Origin of the sequence: Bacillus cereus group sp. BfR-BA-01382 (assembly GCF_022663475.1) — a bacterium.
GTDB lineage: Bacteria > Bacillota > Bacilli > Bacillales > Bacillaceae_G > Bacillus_A > Bacillus_A thuringiensis_S.
Map to the genome: position 1 here is coordinate 45,626 of NZ_JAKUFQ010000017.1, position 17,809 is coordinate 63,434.

A 17,809-nucleotide genomic window follows, 5' to 3' on the forward strand; every position below is an offset into this window, starting at 1 on the left:
TCGATAGTATAGGATCTCTTATTATGAAATTGTGAATCAACGGCATTTTTTATATGAAAATGCCGTTGATTTGTGTTAAAAAATAAATGCTATTCTATAGTCTTGTAGAAAAACACGTATTAATCATAAATGAATTATTCTTCGTTCAGCTGTGATGATCGCCGCAAGGTTATTATCCAAAATAAAAGAGCACAAGCACTAATAGATACACCTAATATGCATACGCCATCCCAACCATATTTTGCATACGTATTTGTTGAAAGAATTGCACCTGTTGCACTACCGATAGAATAAAAAATCATGTAACTGGCAGTAAGTCGACTTCTTGCTTCGGGACGCACTGTGAACAGCATACTTTGATTGGTGACATGTACAGCTTGCACCGCTAAATCTAAGAGGATAATGCCGAAAATTAGTAATAATAGAGAGTGATTAATAGATTTAATTAGGAGCCATGAAAGTACTAATAAAGATAAAGCTATGCCAGTTGTTCTTTGTCCTAATCCTTTATCAGCTAATTGTCCAGCTTTAGTAGCAGCTAATGCACCTGCAACTCCAGCAAGGCCGAACGCACCAATAGCTGTATGTGAAAGATTATGTGGTGTAGCACTTAGAGGTAATACTAAAGAAGTCCATAAAATACTGAATGAAGTGAAAATGAGCAATGCTAATATTCCGCGAATGCGTAAGAGTCGTTCTTCTATAAATAATAAGAGTACAGAACGTATTAACTTCCGGTAAGGCATAGTTGTCATTCTGCTCTGTCCAAGAGTAGGTAAATTACGATATAACAAAACAGTTACGAATAGTATAAGGGTAGCGGAAGTGAGATAAACGGACCGCCATCCAGCTAAGTCTGTTAATGCGCCTGCAAATGTACGCGCAAGGAGAATGCCTATTACAACACCGCTTGTAACGAAACCTACTATGCGTCCACGTTCTGCTGGATTTGCTAAAATTGATGCGTATGCGACGAGTGTTTGCGTAACTGTTGCAAGAATTCCTACTAAGGCCATACCTATAAAAAGTACGATGGCCGAGGGAGCGGTCCCAATTACAATTAAAGCGATAACGGATAAAACCATTTGAACAATAATGAGTCTTTTTTGGTTTAATAAGTCACCAAGTGGAACTAATAAAAGTAATCCGATTGCATAACAAACTTGAGTAATAGTAATCACAATACCGATAGTTGAATGACTAATCTTAAATTCATTTGATAAAGAATCAAGTAGCGGATGAGCGAAATATATATTTGCCACCGCCATCCCGCAAGCTATTGCGAATAATAGAGTCATGTAGCGGGACATGTTTGTGCTAATAGGTGAATGTAACTGGGGATCATTATGTTTAAGAGTGGTCATCATCTTTTCCTTGCTATTCATAAAATCAGCTCCATTTTGTATTGTTGTAAATAACGTACCGAACGGTATGTTATTTTGTAAGTAAAATATAATCTTGAGTAAATATATATGTCAAGTTTCTTTTGATTTAATTCCATTTTCTTTGACACATCGTTTATAATTTAATACGATATATAATATACTGATTGGTACATAAAGTGTTAGTTTATAATCTGAAAATGTAGAGGAAGGGGATATTTTTAAATGGCTCGACTACGCGAATTTGATGAAGAAAAAGCTTTGGATGCTGCTATGCAACTTTTTTGGGAGAAAGGATACGCTGCTACTTCATTAAGTGATCTAACTGCAAGAATGGAAATACAAAAACCGAGTTTATATTCAGCTTTTGGTGATAAAGAGGGCTTATTTGAAGCGGCATTAAGGAGATACACAAATTTACATGCGGCTCGTATACGAACAAAACTTCAAAACGAACAATCTGTAAAAGAAGCAATTCAGATGTTTTTTGAAAATATGGTGGAAGAGGAATATAAAAAAGAGTTCAGTAAAGGCTGTTTTTGTATTAACACAATGGTTGAGCTTGCTCCTCATAATGAAAAGTTTGAAGTACTGACTAGAGAACACCAAATGTATCTTGCAGTTATTTTTCAAGAATTAATCATGAAAGGAATTCGATCAGGAGAACTACAAAGTGATTTGAACGCTAAAGCATTAGCGCAAACATTAGTCACGTCCTTAATTGGATTAACAGTGTTAATGAAATCACGCCCAGAACGTTCCGTTATAGATAATTCGGTATCTATAATAGTATCGTTAGTAAAATAATTTTTGAGTGAGATGTTAATCAGCAAATTAAATATTAAGAAAGTCGATTCCTTATTAAAATAAGAAATCGACTTGTTATAATTATATATTTTGTAAGTTGTCTTTCCAAAAATTATAGCTATTATCAATAACTTCTTTTAATTTGAAATAATTTTCTCAAGTAACTTGCACGTGGTAGAGAGTTTCTCCATCGTCTGTAAAAATACCTGAGTAATCATCTATATACTTCCACTCATCCTTATTGTTAAAGTAGTACATTGCGAATTGGTTGCCCTCATCATTTAACATGTCGTCTACTAACACGCCATCCCAATTTATATAAATTTGTGTGCCAGTCATTTGTTTAAGTTTAAATTGATTATTTTGACGGCATTTGTAATTAGTTGTAAAATAATGTTTGTTGACGAATTTTATAAAAAGTATGTTAGATGAAATTCATCTGTAGGGATGACATATAAATATTTTCTTAATGGGTATAAAATATAGTAATGTAAATATATAAATAAAAAGAAAATGTATTAGAAGTACATAGTAGATTCATATTTTAAAAAATTAATGTGACAATAAAGGGAGGTTGAGATACATACACGGCGGGAATGTGTATGTATCTATTATAATAATGAATAAGACAATCAAACAACAAGTAATCGCACTATCAACAAGTCTAGTGATTTTAGGGAGCGTACCTTTATCAGTATCAGCAGAAGAGATAAACAACTCTCAAACTGATCAACTTAATATTGCCCAAGGAGAATACGGATCGAGCGGATTAAATTATTCTAATTTCAAGTTGGAAGTTCCTAATCATGTACAAATTAACGAAGCAGAAGTATCTGAAAATGAAAAAATGCTTTTAGAAGAATATAAGCATAAACATGATGAAACAGAAGAATTAAACAAAATGCAAGATGCTAAGAAGGGACAAGTAGCAGAAAAGGAAGCTATTTCAAACATTGAAAAGGCATTTGAATCTGTAGATGGTCGAAATGATGGGTCTGATCGTCAAATGAAACCTGTTGCAAAGCCAAGAGGTATTCAATATAGCGCACAGAGTACGAAGAAATATGGAACACTTGCAGGAGTTCCATTTGTGGAGTGGATTGTTCCGGCAGGAAATCCTGATATTCGTCCTGCAAATCCGATGAAAGCACGTTACATTACAATTCATGAGACCGCAAATACAGCCGCTGGTGCTAATGCTGAAAATCATGCGAAATATTTATACAAGCAAGCAACTGAAGGCACTTTCCGAACAGCTTCATGGCATTTTACTGTAGACGATAAACAAATTTATCAACACTTACCAACAAACGAAAATGGTTGGCATGCAGGAGATGGAGATGGATCAGGAAACAGGGAATCTATCGGTATCGAGATCGCGGTTAACCAAGATGGTGATTACAATAAAGCATTAGAAAATGCAAAACGACTTGCAGGTTATTTAATGAACAAAGAAGGAATTGGTGCAGATCATATTTACAAGCATCAACAATGGAGCGGGAAAAAATGTCCTGACATTTTAATTTCACGTGGTAATTGGGCTGGTTTCGTACAAGGAATTCAGTGGTATGCAAATATAAATGCGCAGATTGATACGCCTTTACAAGATAAAAATGACTCATTTAATCCAAATGAAAATAATCCAGCTGAACCTAGCATGGAACTAGTGGTAAATGGTAGTGGCATCAATGTACGTAGTGATGCGGGTATTGAACATCGTGTTGTACGTAAAGCTTCAAACGGAGATCGTTACAAAGTATTAGCGGTTAAAAATGGTTGGTATAAAGTAGGTAATGGAGAATGGATTTTCTATGACCCAAGTTGGATTAAAATTAACTACAATGTACCAAAGGAAGAAGTACAAAAGCCAAAGGAAGAAGTACAAAAACCAAAAGATGATATTACAGGTGGCTGGTTTGAAGGGCATATTCGTAAATTAAACAGTCTAGGTATTATGCAAGGCGAAGGTAATGGTGTATTTGCGCCATATCGAAATGTAACGAGAGCGGAGTTTGCGAAATTAATCTCGAATGCTCTTAAACTACCAGAGGGAAATAAGTCATTTGTAGATATTAATGAGGCACATCCATCACTTCATGACGGTATTAAACATTGTGCAAGTGCAGGAATTATTAATGGTCGTGGTGAAGGGATTTTTGATCCTAACTCACCAATTACTCGTGAAGAAGTATCTATTATGATTGACAAAGCATTACGATATAAAGGAATTACAGGTGAGTTAGTAGCATTACCATTTACAGATAAGCATTTAATAACATACAAAGAATCGGTTCAACGATTATACAGTCTAAAGGTAGTTAATGGTATTGGAAATAATGAGTTTGATCCTCGAGGCACAGCAACTCGTGGTCAGGCAGCTGCCTTTATTGTGAAGATGTTAGATTCAATGCAAAAATAAAATGAAACTTTAATCAGTGAGGGTCACTCGCATTGCAATCGAGCAGTTTATTCACCGAATTTTGAAATGAGAGTGTTACTGCCCGCAAATAGCAGAAGAAATTGTATGTAGAAGCTGACATTGGTAGAAGTAAAAAATAAGAAGAATTTGAAAGGAGCTATCCAAAATAATAATTTGGAATAGCTCCTATTTAGTAGGAAGAAAAAATTGTATTTGATAGATTGTAATGTAGAATGCCCTTCCAAGCCCCTCATAAGCCCCTACCAAGTAATAAATCACTAAGAAAAAACAAAAACAAAAACAACTACAAGAACAAAACAAGCGCGAAAAAATGAAACCGGCGTTGTAGTAGTAAAAAAATTGTAATTCGAATGCCAAAACCATTCCCGCATGCCTATCTTTATAATGAAGGATTAAAATTTTCCTATTTACTAGCAAAGAGTGGAGGGAAACATATGGCGGTATACCGTAATGTGCAGGTGAACTTTTGGCAAGATGAATTCATATTAGATTTAACGCCAGAGGAGCGTTATTTTTACATATATTTGTTAACTGGTACGAAAACAAAGCAATGTGGTATTTACATATTACCGAAGCGTGTGGCAGAGCTTGAAACAGGTTATAGTATGGAGACTGTTGAGAAGCTGCTAAACAGGTTTGTTGAGTATGGAAAGATTCTATATGATACGAAAACGAAAGAGGTATTCATAATAAACTGGTTACACTATAACCCTATTTCAAATGCGAATGTGGAGAAGTGCGTATTACGTGAGTTAAAGACTGTAAAAAGTAATGAGTTCATACATATATTTTTACGTAAATGCCTTGAAGAAGAATACACGATTCCATTATTATTGCAGCATTTTGGTATGCCAGAAGAAGAGGATAATAGTAGTTCACAAGTAGTTATTGAAGAGAAAAAAGAAGAGGAAGAGATAGAAACCATAGAAGAGGGCGTTCCAAATAGTGAAGTTTATAAGTTTTATGAACAAAATATTAGTAGTTTATCCCCATATATTGTGAAGGAATTGAAGAATTGGATACAAAGACTTTCTGGAGAGAAAGTGTTAGAGGCACTTAAAATTGCGTTTGAAAATAATAAGAAAACGTTAGTTTATGTGAAGGGGATTTTGAGGAATTGGTGTAGTGAAAAATTAAAGGATTTTAGTGGGGAGAAGTGCGTAATGGGAAGTTTAGAGAGAAGGAAATGTATTTTGAGTAGTGTATTTTAATTTACATTAACTTAACATAGAATGTATGTTCGTTTTTGTGAGATTTATGCTATACTACCATTAAATAAGGGTATTTTTATAATAGATAAAAAGATGCGGGGGGTACAAAGTTTGACTACTAGTACATCTGAGTTGTTTCAATATATTAATATGACAGAAGAACAGAAACAATTATCACAACGATATTTACAGACAAAAGAAGAAGGGATTTTAAAAGATATTCAACTAACGACAATTCGTGATCAAAAAAGAAGCGATTTTGCGGAGCGATTTATAAACGATTTTAGGAAAGTGCATAAACAAGATCCGGATTTTTTTCGATTATTTTACCATATACTCGAGGAGCAATTATTAAATGTTCTTGTAGTCCGTTTTGCGCATGTCAGTTTTTCTAAAATGAAGATTTATTTAGAAAAAAGTGCACTTCCTTTGGACAAACTTGTAGCAATCGCATGTAAATATTTATCCAGTATTTCAAGTTATGTGAATGAAGCAGATGTTTTTCTTAGAGAGTTAACAAGAGAGAATCCGAACTATATAGAGGGACAATTACATACTTTACCAACTAACCAGCAAGTAACATTACTTCTTGTAATGTTTGATGTAGATTATGAAAAGTTTCGTACATATAGTTCTTTATTGAATGAGAGGTTAGAAGAACATACAGAATTTATATTGAAACTGCTAGGGGAAAAGGAAAAGGTTGAAGCAGTTAAACGGTATTTAAAAGGTAAAGATGAGAGTGAAGTATTTATAGGTTGGAATTTACCGGAACATATTTGGCGGCTATTATTTTGTGTTCATAAATATTCGGATGTTGCGAGGCGATATATTGAAATATTGGCGAAGAAAAATGTTTGGGGTTTTATAAACTATGCAACACGTTATATGTGTCACACTCTCGGTCAGTCTCAAAACTACAAAAAAACTGGTAGTGTAAATAGAGAAACATATGAAGAAATTCAAAGTTTTTGTACACAGTTTTGGATTTCTAAGGAACGATTTTTCGCGCATCGTCTAAGGCAACATGATTTGAATAGTGAGGATTTTTGTAAGACGTATGAATATGAATTGCTATGCTTTATGTTGGAGGGAAATCCTGAATTTATTCAACAAACTTTGCAATATGTAAGTAAAATGAATTATCTCATCATCGCACGAACGCTAGCCGAAAAAGGATATGAACTAAATAGAGGGAAAATGCGAGAAGAATTTTTTGTTGCTGCTTTGCAAATTAAATTGTCTACATTGCGGGATACATATTGTGATTATTTACTAGGGAAGTTGTCACTTGAGGATATAAAGCAAATACTTAAAAATCCGAAATATAGAAGTATGTATTGGGGTATGCCGGTGTTAGAGGTTGCGCTTCTTTGGGATATAGATGATGTAGCGAAAAGGGAAGCTGTACTTACACTACAGTTTGGAGATGATGATAGTGTTAATTTATACGAACTTCTTTACGAATGTTCTGTCAGAGGAGTAGAGCCGAAACAAGTATTAGAAGATCTGCTTTCGTATGGGTTAAGTAAGGAAAAACTTATCGCTTATGCAGTTGAAGAAGCTGCATGCTACAGTGAAGAGAGAAATAAGGCGAAGGAAGCGCTTGTTTGTGTAATTGTAAAAGAACAAGCATATATAATTGAACGGTTTGATGAGTATTCTGCTATGGCAAAAGCATATATTTTAGAAGAGTTAGCAAAGGATAACATGGTTAAAATGCGTCCGATTTTAATTAAAAGCTTAGGGGATTCATCTAAAAAAATGCGTGAGTCTGTAGTTAAACTGCTTTCAAAAGATGTAGAAGCTGCAGCGGATGTAGCAGTTGAACTTCATAATAAAAAGAAGATTGTTCGTGAAAATGTGATGAAAATACTAATAGAGTATAAGCTTGAAAAATATACGAAACTTGTACAGGAAGCTTTGCAAGAAAGTAAAAATGAATCTTTCGCAGGAAAATTCTCGTTTTTATTTCAAACGGAGGAAGAAAAGATCGAAGAACTATGTGCACGTATTTTAACGGAACAAACAAGAAATTCACTTCTGCAATTGATTGGGGATGAGCCACAAATCCGTTTACGTGACTCTAATGAAATTGCTGATGCTGCAATTCCGTTAGCCTATTTACAACAGTATATCTCAGATGCTGTTATTGAGAAGAAAGAAACGGCAGAAGTAATTGGTAGAGCTTTAAATGAAGAGGACTTAAAAGAATATGTGCAAACGATATATCAAATATGGATTTCTCAAGACGCAGATGTGAAGAAGCGTGGAATTCTTTCGTTATACGGAATGTATAGTGACGACAAAATGGTCGACATACTTATAAAGCAAATTGATGAATGGGTGCTTCAAATGAGAGGAAAGATAGCAGCGGATGCCGTTCGTGCTTTAGGTTTGTCTTCATCTAAGCTTGCACTTATGTCTATTCATGCAATAGCATTTAAATATAAACATAAGCAAGTACGTAATGCAGCAAAAGAAGCGTTAAGTCTTGCTGCGAAAACACGTGGTATAACAGAGGAAGAGCTGGAAGATCAATTGGTGCCGGACCTTGGCTTTACTATACATGGTGAAAAGATAATTGATTTCGGGAATCGAAGTTTTACTGCCATTTTAACTACAGAGTCAAAAATTGAATTAGAGACAGAGGAAGGAAAACGTATGAAGTCACTTCCAAAGCCGAATGCAAAAGATGATGTAGAAAAGGCTGAAGAGGCTAAAAAAGAATTAGCCTCTTTAAAGAAGGAACTCCGAACTACTCTTTCAATGCAAAAACAACGATTGGAAGCGGCACTTTCGTTAAAGCGTTATTGGTCACATAATGCATGGAAGTCTGTATTTATGGATAATCCAATTATGAAGCAATTTTCTATTTCACTCATTTGGGGTGAGTATAAGGAAGGGAAGTTGCTGAACGCATTCCGTTATGCAGAAGGTGGCGTGTTCTGTACAATTGACGGGAAGAGTTATGAACTTTCATTTGGCACTGTTATTGGTTTCGTTCATCCGTTAGAATTGTCTGGGGCGGAGAAGGAATTATGGAAAGAGCAATTAGAAAGTGCGGGAATTGTTCAGCCGTTCCTACAAATTGAGCGTCCAGTGTTTGTAGTAGAAGAGAATGATGAGAGTGCTATTGAGAGATTTGGTGGTATTTTAGTAAATGGTCGTTTGTTATTCGGTAAGATGACGAAGCTTGGATGGATCCGTGGATCTGTTCAAGATGGCGGTGTGTATTATACGTTTTATAAAGAAGATACTCGTACTGGATTAGGGGCAGAGCTTTCATTTAGCGGAGCGCCGATTGGTTATGAAGATGAAGAAGATGTATGTGTATTTGACATTCAATTTTATAAAGCAGGTACAGTGAATCATGGTTCATATGAATACGATGAAATTGATGATGAAAGACGCATTGTACCAAAAGAAGTAGATAAACGCTTCTTTAGTGAAATGTTATATGATGTGCAAGTAGCGACAGGTGCAAATCTTGGGCATAATGAAAGTCGGCGTAGCAAACGATAAGAAAGACCCCCTTCATTGGTAGGAAAATGAAGGGGGTTTTTCAATGTTTTTAAAAGGTTCATTCTCAAAAAGAAGCGAATAGTGTGAGAAAGGGGTGATTATATGGAGGTAGTTATAAAGAAGAAACGAAAAAGGGGAAGAAGAATTTTTATTTGGGCTAGTAGTATCGTTCTCTTGTTAGTTATTTCCGCTGCGATTTTTTTGAATATATATACGCTGAAATCTATGCCAAAGATAGATGGAACGATAAAGCTAGAGGATTTACAACACGCTGTTACGGTGAAGCGGGATAGTAAAGGTGTACCGCATATTAAATCGGAAAATGCACATGATTTATATTTTTCACAAGGATATGTACAAGCGCAAGATCGGTTGTTTCAAATGGATTTAAGTAGAAGACAAGCTTCTGGTATGTTAAGTGAAGTTGTTGGGGAAGCAGCCGTTGACCGAGATAAATTGTTTCGAACACTCGGTTTACGGCGAGCGGCAGAAGCTTCAGTTAGTCAATATGATGGAGAAGCAAAATATGCCCTGCAGTCATTTGCTGATGGGGTGAACGCTTTTATACGTGAGGCGAAAGCGGAAAAGAAATTACCAGTTGAGTTTACTATATTAGGTTATGAGCCTTCTGAATGGTCAATTGTTGATTCCTTAACAATTGGGAAGTATATGGCGTTTGACTTAGGGGGACATTGGCATGGGCAGGCGTTTCGATATTGGGCGCTGAAAAATCTTCCGAAAGAGCAAGCGAATGAGCTATTTCCTACATATCCGAAAGATGCACCTAGATTGCTAGCTGAACTAAAAACTACAAATGTGGACGTAGCACAAAGTTTTTCAAAAACGATAATTCCCCCGGAGTTTAACGGTAGTAATAACTGGGTTGTGAGCGGTGAGAAGAGTGCGTCAGGTAAGCCGATTTTAGCAGATGACCCTCATTTATCCCTTGCGACACCTTCTATATGGTATCAAACGAGACTTGAAATGAAAGATTTAAATGTGAGTGGCGTTATTTTCGCTGGAGTACCAGGTGTTATATTAGGCCACAATGACAAAATAGCGTGGGGCGTTACGAATACGGGGCCTGATGTGCAAGATTTATATATTGAGAAGAGAAATCCTAATAATGAAAATGAATTTCTGTATAACGATAAATGGGAGAAAGCTACGGTAGTTGATGAATCGATTAAAGTAAAAGGCGGGAAGACAATTCCTTATAACGTTACGATTACGAGGCATGGGCCAGTAATTTCAGAGTTTGCGGATAAGGGGAAGGAGAAAACGAAAACAGTATTTGCTTTAAAGTGGACTGCTTTAGAACCGTCAGCTGAGTTAAAAGCTGTATTAAATATGAACAAAGCAAAAGACTGGACGGAGTTTGAAACCGCTCTTCAAGATTTCCATACACCAACCCAAAACTTTGTGTTTGCATCAAACGATGGCACGATTGCTTATAAAGCGAATGGAAATATACCAGTGCGTAAAAAAGGCGATGGTAGCTTGCCTGTTCCAGGATGGACAGATGAATATGAATGGGAAGGGTATATTCCATTTGATCAGCTGCCGAAAGTTATAAATCCGAAAGAAGGTTTTATTTCAACTGCGAATAATAAAATTGTTGATGATGATTATCCGTACCATATTAGCAATACGTGGGCACAGCCATATAGGCAAATGCGTATTCAAGAATTTTTGCAAGAGAAGGAAAAGTATACGGTGAAAGATTTAGAAGAGTTACAGATGGATCAAAAGAATTTATACGGGAAAGAGTTTACTCCTATATTTTTAAAAGAGTTAAATAAAGCATCTTTAAATGAGGTAGAGAAAGAAGGCGTAAACCAATTAACAAAGTGGAATTTTTACGATAGTAAAGATGAACCGGCACCATTAATATTCTATTTATTAATGAAAGAGATTTCAAATACGTTATTTTCAAAAGAAATACCGAAAGATGTAATGAAGTTATTTGAAGGGAAGTCACAAGTTGTTGATGAATTGATTCGAAAAGAAGTAGCGGGAGAAAATAGCGCGTGGTTTACGAAGTACGGAGGTTTCACAAAAGTTGTGCATACATCGTACGAGAATGTAATGAAGAAATTGCAGAAGGAATATGGACCGGATGTTGGAGAGTGGAAGTGGGGCGATTACCATCAACTCGCTTTTACACATCCAATTTCAAAATCATCTAGTATGTTAGCACTACTCACTTTTAATCGTGAGAAACCAGTCCCGATTGGCGGAAGTCAAGTTACCGTGCAAGCAGCGAGTTACGGCGATAACGGCATTGTAAATCACGGAGCGTCTTGGAGATTCATTATTGATACGAAAGATATGTCAAACGGTTATCATATAGTGGGACCAGGACAATCGGGACATTTTAGAAGTGATTGGTATCATGATCAAATAGATGATTGGGTAAGTGGAACGTATCATACGACTACATTGAATACGGAGGGAATAGAGGGGAAGGTGCTAAATTTAGAACCGAAGTGATAGGGGGTTTTTGTTTGTGGAGGGACTAGTAATAATCTTTTTGATAATGAAAGCTTATCATTTAGAACATAACCCAGTTCTTAAATAATTTTAACAGCCAGCCTACTATCATTTAATTTGATAGTAGGCTGTTTCCATCTTCGAAATACGCTGTAGCAACTTCTTCAGGATTACGATTATTTCCACATGCTGCAAGTGCTGTAACAAATAAAGCCATTACAACTATTAACATGATTATTCCAGTTTTGAGGGGAATTAGTTAACAAAGACCAGGTATTATTTGCAACAGAACGGTCCCTCTGTACCCCTTGTTTCGTCATTTTTCTACGCCATCCAACTTGACAAATGTTTTTTTATCAAACTACAATGAAAATCATTATCAATAATATAGGGAGGATACTTTTGTCAATAAATGAAAAACAATATATTTATAGGTTAATAACCAGATCTTGTTAAGTCGTATGTACTATTTTTAGTTTAGCGTTGCCCAGAATGTACACCAATTAATCTCGCGAATTACAAGAAAATTATTATTGAAATGAGGCGTGCATTGTGAAGTTGGACGTGAATGAGTTAGCAGAGTATCTTGCCAATAATCCTTTCCGAGTAGAAGGAGTATATCGTTATGCTAAAAATCCAGGTGTGCCTTGTGCTGAGTCTACAGATTCTTTCCCAGGATTTGTATTTCCACTTACAGGGAAGACGCAATTTCAATTTAATGGTACGCCGTATATCCTTTCCCCAGGAAAAGTTATACATGGGGGTGCAAAAATGACATTAGCCCATAAAATGCTTGGTGAAATAAACTGGGAATATATTCTTGTTTTATATCAGATAAGCAATCCAGAACGAGAAGACTCTGGCTTTACTCATCAGCATTTTGAATTATTAACAGGACAATCTCCTCGTCTTGTCGAATTACTTATGCGTCTTTGGGATGTGTATAATCAGCGTGGAGGCATTTCGATGCTTCAGACCGAAATGCTGTTTCGCGAAGCGTTGAATGAAGCTTTATTAAGTGTTGTCAATAGAGAAAACAACTATGAGTCGCATACTTTATTCGAACGAATATCTAGTTACGTTCGCCAATACTATTATAAAGATATTACAATACATACGCTTACAGAACAAAATAATGTTAATCGAAATCGTCTTTCTTACGTGTTTAGAAAGCATGCAGGTATGGGGCCAGCAGAATATTTATTGAACTATCGTATAAAGATGGCTCAAAAAATGTTATGTACAAGTGGTGTGCCTGTACAACAAATTTCGCAGGCTGTTGGAATTGCAGACCCTTTTTATTTTAGTAGAGTTTTCAAGAAGCAAGTTGGCATTTCGCCTACTAAATATCGCGAGAAGTTCATCAATAATCCATACTAATGTCAACAGGGGTCCATTCTTATTTGAAAATCACTGTTCTATACTTATGGAGAGTTAAAGGAAACATTGGATTGAAAGAACTTTCATTGAAATCACTCCTTTGTACTATCTGAATGAAAAGTTCTGGCCGGAGCATTTTCTTTTTAAGCGTAATGACGACTTTTTTACTTAGATTATTGTAATATAGTGGAAGTTAAAAATGAGGAGGGATTATTATCCATTACCAACCTATTAAACTAAATGACGAGTTATCTAAAATTAACGATTATTGGTATCCACGAGTGATTGGTGAAATGAATGATGATCAAATTCAGCTTTTTAAAGCTAATGGAGATTTTATATGGCATGAGCATCCTGATACGGATAAGCTATTTATTGTGCTTGAAGGGGAGATGTTCATCGATTTCCGTGATGGACAGGTGAAAATTTCTAAGGGCGAGATGTTTATTGTCCCGAGAGGCGTTGAGCATAAACCTTTCACTGAAAAGGAATCCCACATCATGTTGGTAGAGCCTAAAAGGGAAATGGATTGATAATCGTAAAAAGATAAAAAAGGAGCGGAAATCCGTTCCTTTTTTATTTATCTTACTATTTTTAGGGGCTTAGTATGAGTAAGATGTGAATAAAGGATGAATAGCATTTTTATCAATAAAAATTTATTGGATTTTTTGTGGAATATATATGAAACGTTGTATAAAATAATCAAGAAAGCCAAAAATTATAGGGGGAAAGTTGTGAAGAAAAATAAGAGTTTAATAAGTTTTTTAGGAGTGTTTATTATGTTGTTTTCTTTTTGTTTTCAAGGAAATGTACAGGCAGATGTAAATACTGTTCAATCTGGAAAAATCAAATCAGGAAACGTAACAGTATGGGAAGTTGGAAATGTAGCGAAAGTATTAGCGGATGTGGAGCGCTTAAATTTAAATACAGTAAATGTACCGATTCAAGTAGATATCCCAAATGTGACTTCTACGAATATGGTAATTAATCAAGCGCAAAAGCAACAAGCTATTATTTTAATTCAAGAATTATTAAAGCGTAATATTCAAGTTATAGTGGAACCGTTCCCATATATTCAGCAGGGGAATGTTGGAGAGACAGAATGGAACCCAAGTAACATTAATGATTTCTTCTGGAATTGGAAGACGGTTATTCTGCAAGATATTTTTAATTCCATTACAAGTAAATACAATGTGTATGGACTAAAGATTGCTTCTAATTTCGTGAATATGGAGTATGCAGAAGGATACTGGAGCGATACAATTGATTTTGTTCGTAATCAGTATAAAGGAAATATTTTGTATCAAATGAACTGGTGGTTAACAGCAAGCTGGGACCCTTCTTATGAAGCGAAGTTTAAAGAGAAAATCAATCGTCCGTATTTAAAAAAGGTGGATATTGTAAGTATTGATAGTTGGTTTGAAGTTTCAGGAAAAAGAAATCCAACATATGAAGAAGTAAAGAAAAGTTTATTTGCGACGACAGTGTATAATCGTGGACAAAATGTTGTTCAGCAATTGGAACAATTACATAATGCAACAGGAAAACCAGTTTACTTCGGTGGGTTTAACGTTCCGGCGCGTGAACTTGGATTACAAAATCCGTGGAATCCAGATGTTTCAAATGTGTTTTCAAAAGATGTACAATTAAATGGATGGCGTGCTTACCGCGATGTATTAGAACCGAAACCATATTTTAAAGGTTTTTCAATTTGGTTTATTGGCTCTAATGATAGTACACATGCGTATCAAATACATAGTAAAGAAGCAGAGGCAGTTATTAATGGGTGGTACCGAAAATAATTTTTATAAAATAGGTAAGTTTTAAAGATTACTACATATATTTCTAGTGAAAGGCCTTTCACCATCTTATCACCTAGGGGGCAATCATAATGAAATTTTTGTCTTACCTTACAGTAATTTTGGTGATTCTCGGCGGTTTGAATTGGTTATTTGTAGCGTTAGATTACAATGTAGTTGAGAAATGGTTTGGTTCTATGCCGGCGCTTGTGGACACTATTTATTGGCTCATTGGTCTTTCTGCTATTTATCAAATTTTTGATCGGTTCTTTACGAACGACTAGCTATTATTATTCTATTATTAGAGTGTTAAGTGCGATTATGTACTTAACACTTTTTTATGTATATATAAAAAGTCTGCACTTGCAAGCGATTCCATCGCGTCTTGCGTCGTAATAATAGAAAACAAATTGACCACATATTATATTTTAGGTTATAATTCAGAAAGTTTAAAAAATAATCAAATGAGAAATAGGGAGGTTATGAGGGTAATGGAGAGAGTCTATAATTTTTCAGCAGGACCATCAATACTCCCTTTGCCAGTTTTAGAGAAAGTGCAAAAGGAGCTTGTAAATTATAACGGGACAGGCATGTCTATTATAGAAATGAGTCATCGATCTTCTTATTTTCAAAGTATTATAGAGGAAGCGAGTAACTTACTTCGTGAATTAATGAGCATCCCTGATGAGTATGATGTTTTATTTTTACAAGGCGGTGCGTCATTACAATTTTCTATGATACCACTGAACTTAATGAATACGTATAAAAAAGCTGGATACGTACTAACTGGCTCATGGTCTAAAAAGGCACTGCAAGAAGCCGAAAAAGTTGGGGAAGTACAAGTGATTGCTTCTTCCGAGCAAGAGAAGTTTACTACGATTCCTAAACTGGACGGTTTATTAAGTGATGAAAAACTAGATTATGTACATATTACAACGAATAATACAATTGAGGGGACAAAATATGTGGACATTCCACATGTAGAAAGAGTGCCGCTCGTTGCGGATATGTCCTCAAATATTTTATCAGAGCGATATGATGTTTCGAAGTTTGGTCTTATATATGCGGGGGCGCAAAAGAATTTAGGACCTGCGGGCTTAACGATTGCTATTATAAAAAGAGATTTAATTGGGGGAGCAGATCGCTCTTGTCCGACAATGTTAAATTATGAAACTTACAGTAAAAATAACTCCTTATATAATACACCGCCATCCTTTAGTATTTACGTAACAAAACTTGTACTAGAGTGGTTGAAAGAGCAAGGCGGAGTATCTGCGATTGAAGAACAAAATAAAATGAAATCTTCACTTATTTATCATTTTTTAGATGAATCTAAATTGTTTACTTCACCAGTTGACCCTGCGTATCGATCACTTATGAATATTCCATTTACAACACCGTCAGAAGAGCTGAACAATGAGTTTTTACAAAAAACGAAAGAACGCGGCCTTGTTACGTTAAAAGGACATCGCTCAGTCGGTGGTATGCGTGCAAGTATTTACAATGCGATGCCAGTGGAAGGTGTAAAACAATTAGTAGATTATATGAAGGAATTTGAGCTTGAGAATAGATAGGGAGATGGGGATATGTTTCGTGTTCAAACGTTAAATCAAATTGCAGAAAAGGGTTTGCAAGTTCTTGACGGAGAGCGTTATGAAGTAGGGGATAGAATGGACCACCCAGATGGTATTTTACTTCGCAGCTATTCTTTACACCAAGAAGAGTTTTCAAAAGACTTAAAGGCGATTGCAAGAGCTGGTGCTGGTGTAAATAATATTCCTGTCGAGCGATGTACAGAAAAAGGGATTGTAGTATTTAATACACCAGGAGCGAATGCCAATGCAGTAAAGGAACTTATTATCGCCAGCCTTATTATGTCTTCACGTAACATTATTAACGGTGTAAGCTGGACGAAAAATTTAGAGGGTGAAGAAGTACCGCAGCTTGTTGAATCAGGAAAAAAACAATTCGTTGGATCAGAAATTGCAGGAAAACGTCTAGGTGTAATTGGCCTTGGCGCAATCGGTGCTTTAGTTGCGAACGATGCGTTAGCGTTAGGGATGGACGTTATTGGATATGATCCTTATATTTCAGTTGAAACAGCTTGGCGTCTTTCTACACATGTGCAAAGAGCATTTAGCCTTGATGAAATTTTTGCAACGTGTGATTATATTACCCTTCATATTCCTCTTACAAATCAAACGAAGGGAATTATTGGGGAACACGCTATAGAGAAGATGAAAAAAGGTATGCGTTTATTCAATTTCTCAAGAGGAGAACTTGTAGATGAAAATGTTCTTCAAAAAGCGTTAGAAGAAGATGTTATTACGCATTACGTAACAGACTTCCCAAATGAAAATGTGATAAAGATGAAAAATGTAACAGCGACGCCTCACCTTGGTGCATCTACGTCCGAATCAGAAGAAAACTGTGCATTCATGGCAGCGCGCCAATTACGTGAATATTTAGAGACAGGAAATATTCGTAATTCAGTAAATTATCCAAACGTAGAATTGCCGTATATCGGAAAGAAACGAATTACAATTATGCATCAAAACGTCCCGAATATGGTAGGGCAAATTACAGGATGCTTAGCGGAACATCATATTAATATTGCCGATATGATTAATCGTAGTAAACATTCTTGGGCATACACAATGATTGATATCGATAACGGAATTGATGATATAATAAAAGAGAATATTGTAGAAAATATAAGCAAAATTACAGGTGTTGTAGCCGTTCGAATGATTGTGTAAAGGAGAGAGGAAT

General features: G+C 35.7%; 12 protein-coding genes and 1 pseudogene. 11 read left to right on the top strand and 2 right to left on the bottom strand.

Translation table 11 applies throughout. The annotated features are described in order from the left end of the window. Positions 1-134 precede the first annotated feature (134 nt). Positions 135-1,385, bottom strand: a complete 1,251-nt coding sequence (locus MR160_RS10175) for an MFS transporter (RefSeq protein WP_001085014.1) — start codon at positions 1,383-1,385, stop codon at positions 135-137. A 222-nt stretch (positions 1,386-1,607) separates the two neighbouring features. Between MR160_RS10175 and MR160_RS10180 the strand changes: the two genes are divergently transcribed. Further along, positions 1,608-2,189: a TetR/AcrR family transcriptional regulator gene (locus MR160_RS10180; RefSeq protein WP_000113331.1), complete on the top strand. Its 582-nt coding sequence runs from the start codon at positions 1,608-1,610 to the stop codon at positions 2,187-2,189. 81 nt (positions 2,190-2,270) lie between these two features. Here MR160_RS10180 and MR160_RS34830 read toward each other — a convergent pair. Beyond that, positions 2,271-2,549, bottom strand: a pseudogene (locus tag MR160_RS34830) (DUF7832 domain-containing protein); the annotation flags it as partial. Between the two features lie 259 nt (positions 2,550-2,808). Between MR160_RS34830 and MR160_RS10185 the strand changes: the two are divergent. From MR160_RS10185 to MR160_RS10230, 10 genes are all read left to right on the top strand, one after another. Further along, a complete protein-coding gene (locus MR160_RS10185; protein ID WP_015945848.1) occupies positions 2,809-4,608 on the top strand; it encodes an S-layer homology domain-containing protein in 1,800 nt (599 codons plus the stop codon). 455 nt (positions 4,609-5,063) lie between these two features. Continuing rightward, positions 5,064-5,840, top strand: a complete 777-nt coding sequence (locus MR160_RS10190) for a DnaD domain-containing protein (protein WP_000312102.1) — start codon at positions 5,064-5,066, stop codon at positions 5,838-5,840. 111 nt (positions 5,841-5,951) lie between these two features. Further along, positions 5,952-9,365: a DUF4132 domain-containing protein gene (locus MR160_RS10195; RefSeq protein ID WP_098311408.1), complete on the top strand. Its 3,414-nt coding sequence runs from the start codon at positions 5,952-5,954 to the stop codon at positions 9,363-9,365. Between the two features lie 102 nt (positions 9,366-9,467). After that, positions 9,468-11,858, top strand: a complete 2,391-nt coding sequence (locus MR160_RS10200; protein WP_242297309.1) for a penicillin acylase family protein — start codon at positions 9,468-9,470, stop codon at positions 11,856-11,858. 552 nt (positions 11,859-12,410) lie between these two features. Further along, on the top strand, positions 12,411-13,238 hold the full coding sequence (locus MR160_RS10205; protein ID WP_242297311.1) for a helix-turn-helix transcriptional regulator: 828 nt from the start codon (positions 12,411-12,413) through the stop codon (positions 13,236-13,238). A 293-nt stretch (positions 13,239-13,531) separates the two neighbouring features. Then, the gene (locus MR160_RS10210) at positions 13,532-13,771 is read left to right on the top strand and encodes a cupin domain-containing protein (RefSeq protein ID WP_000997179.1); all 240 of its coding nucleotides are present in this window, start codon (positions 13,532-13,534) and stop codon (positions 13,769-13,771) included. A 201-nt stretch (positions 13,772-13,972) separates the two neighbouring features. Continuing rightward, positions 13,973-15,040: a glycoside hydrolase family 113 gene (locus MR160_RS10215; protein WP_000739759.1), complete on the top strand. Its 1,068-nt coding sequence runs from the start codon at positions 13,973-13,975 to the stop codon at positions 15,038-15,040. An 89-nt stretch (positions 15,041-15,129) separates the two neighbouring features. After that, positions 15,130-15,321, top strand: a complete 192-nt coding sequence (locus tag MR160_RS10220) for a DUF378 domain-containing protein (protein WP_000670804.1) — start codon at positions 15,130-15,132, stop codon at positions 15,319-15,321. Positions 15,322-15,528: 207 nt separating this feature from the next. Beyond that, entirely contained in the window at positions 15,529-16,611 is a 1,083-nt protein-coding gene (serC, locus tag MR160_RS10225; protein WP_000442927.1) for a 3-phosphoserine/phosphohydroxythreonine transaminase, read from the top strand. 12 nt (positions 16,612-16,623) lie between these two features. After that, the gene (locus MR160_RS10230) at positions 16,624-17,796 is read left to right on the top strand and encodes a 3-phosphoglycerate dehydrogenase family protein (protein WP_000490235.1); all 1,173 of its coding nucleotides are present in this window, start codon (positions 16,624-16,626) and stop codon (positions 17,794-17,796) included. Positions 17,797-17,809 lie beyond the last annotated feature (13 nt).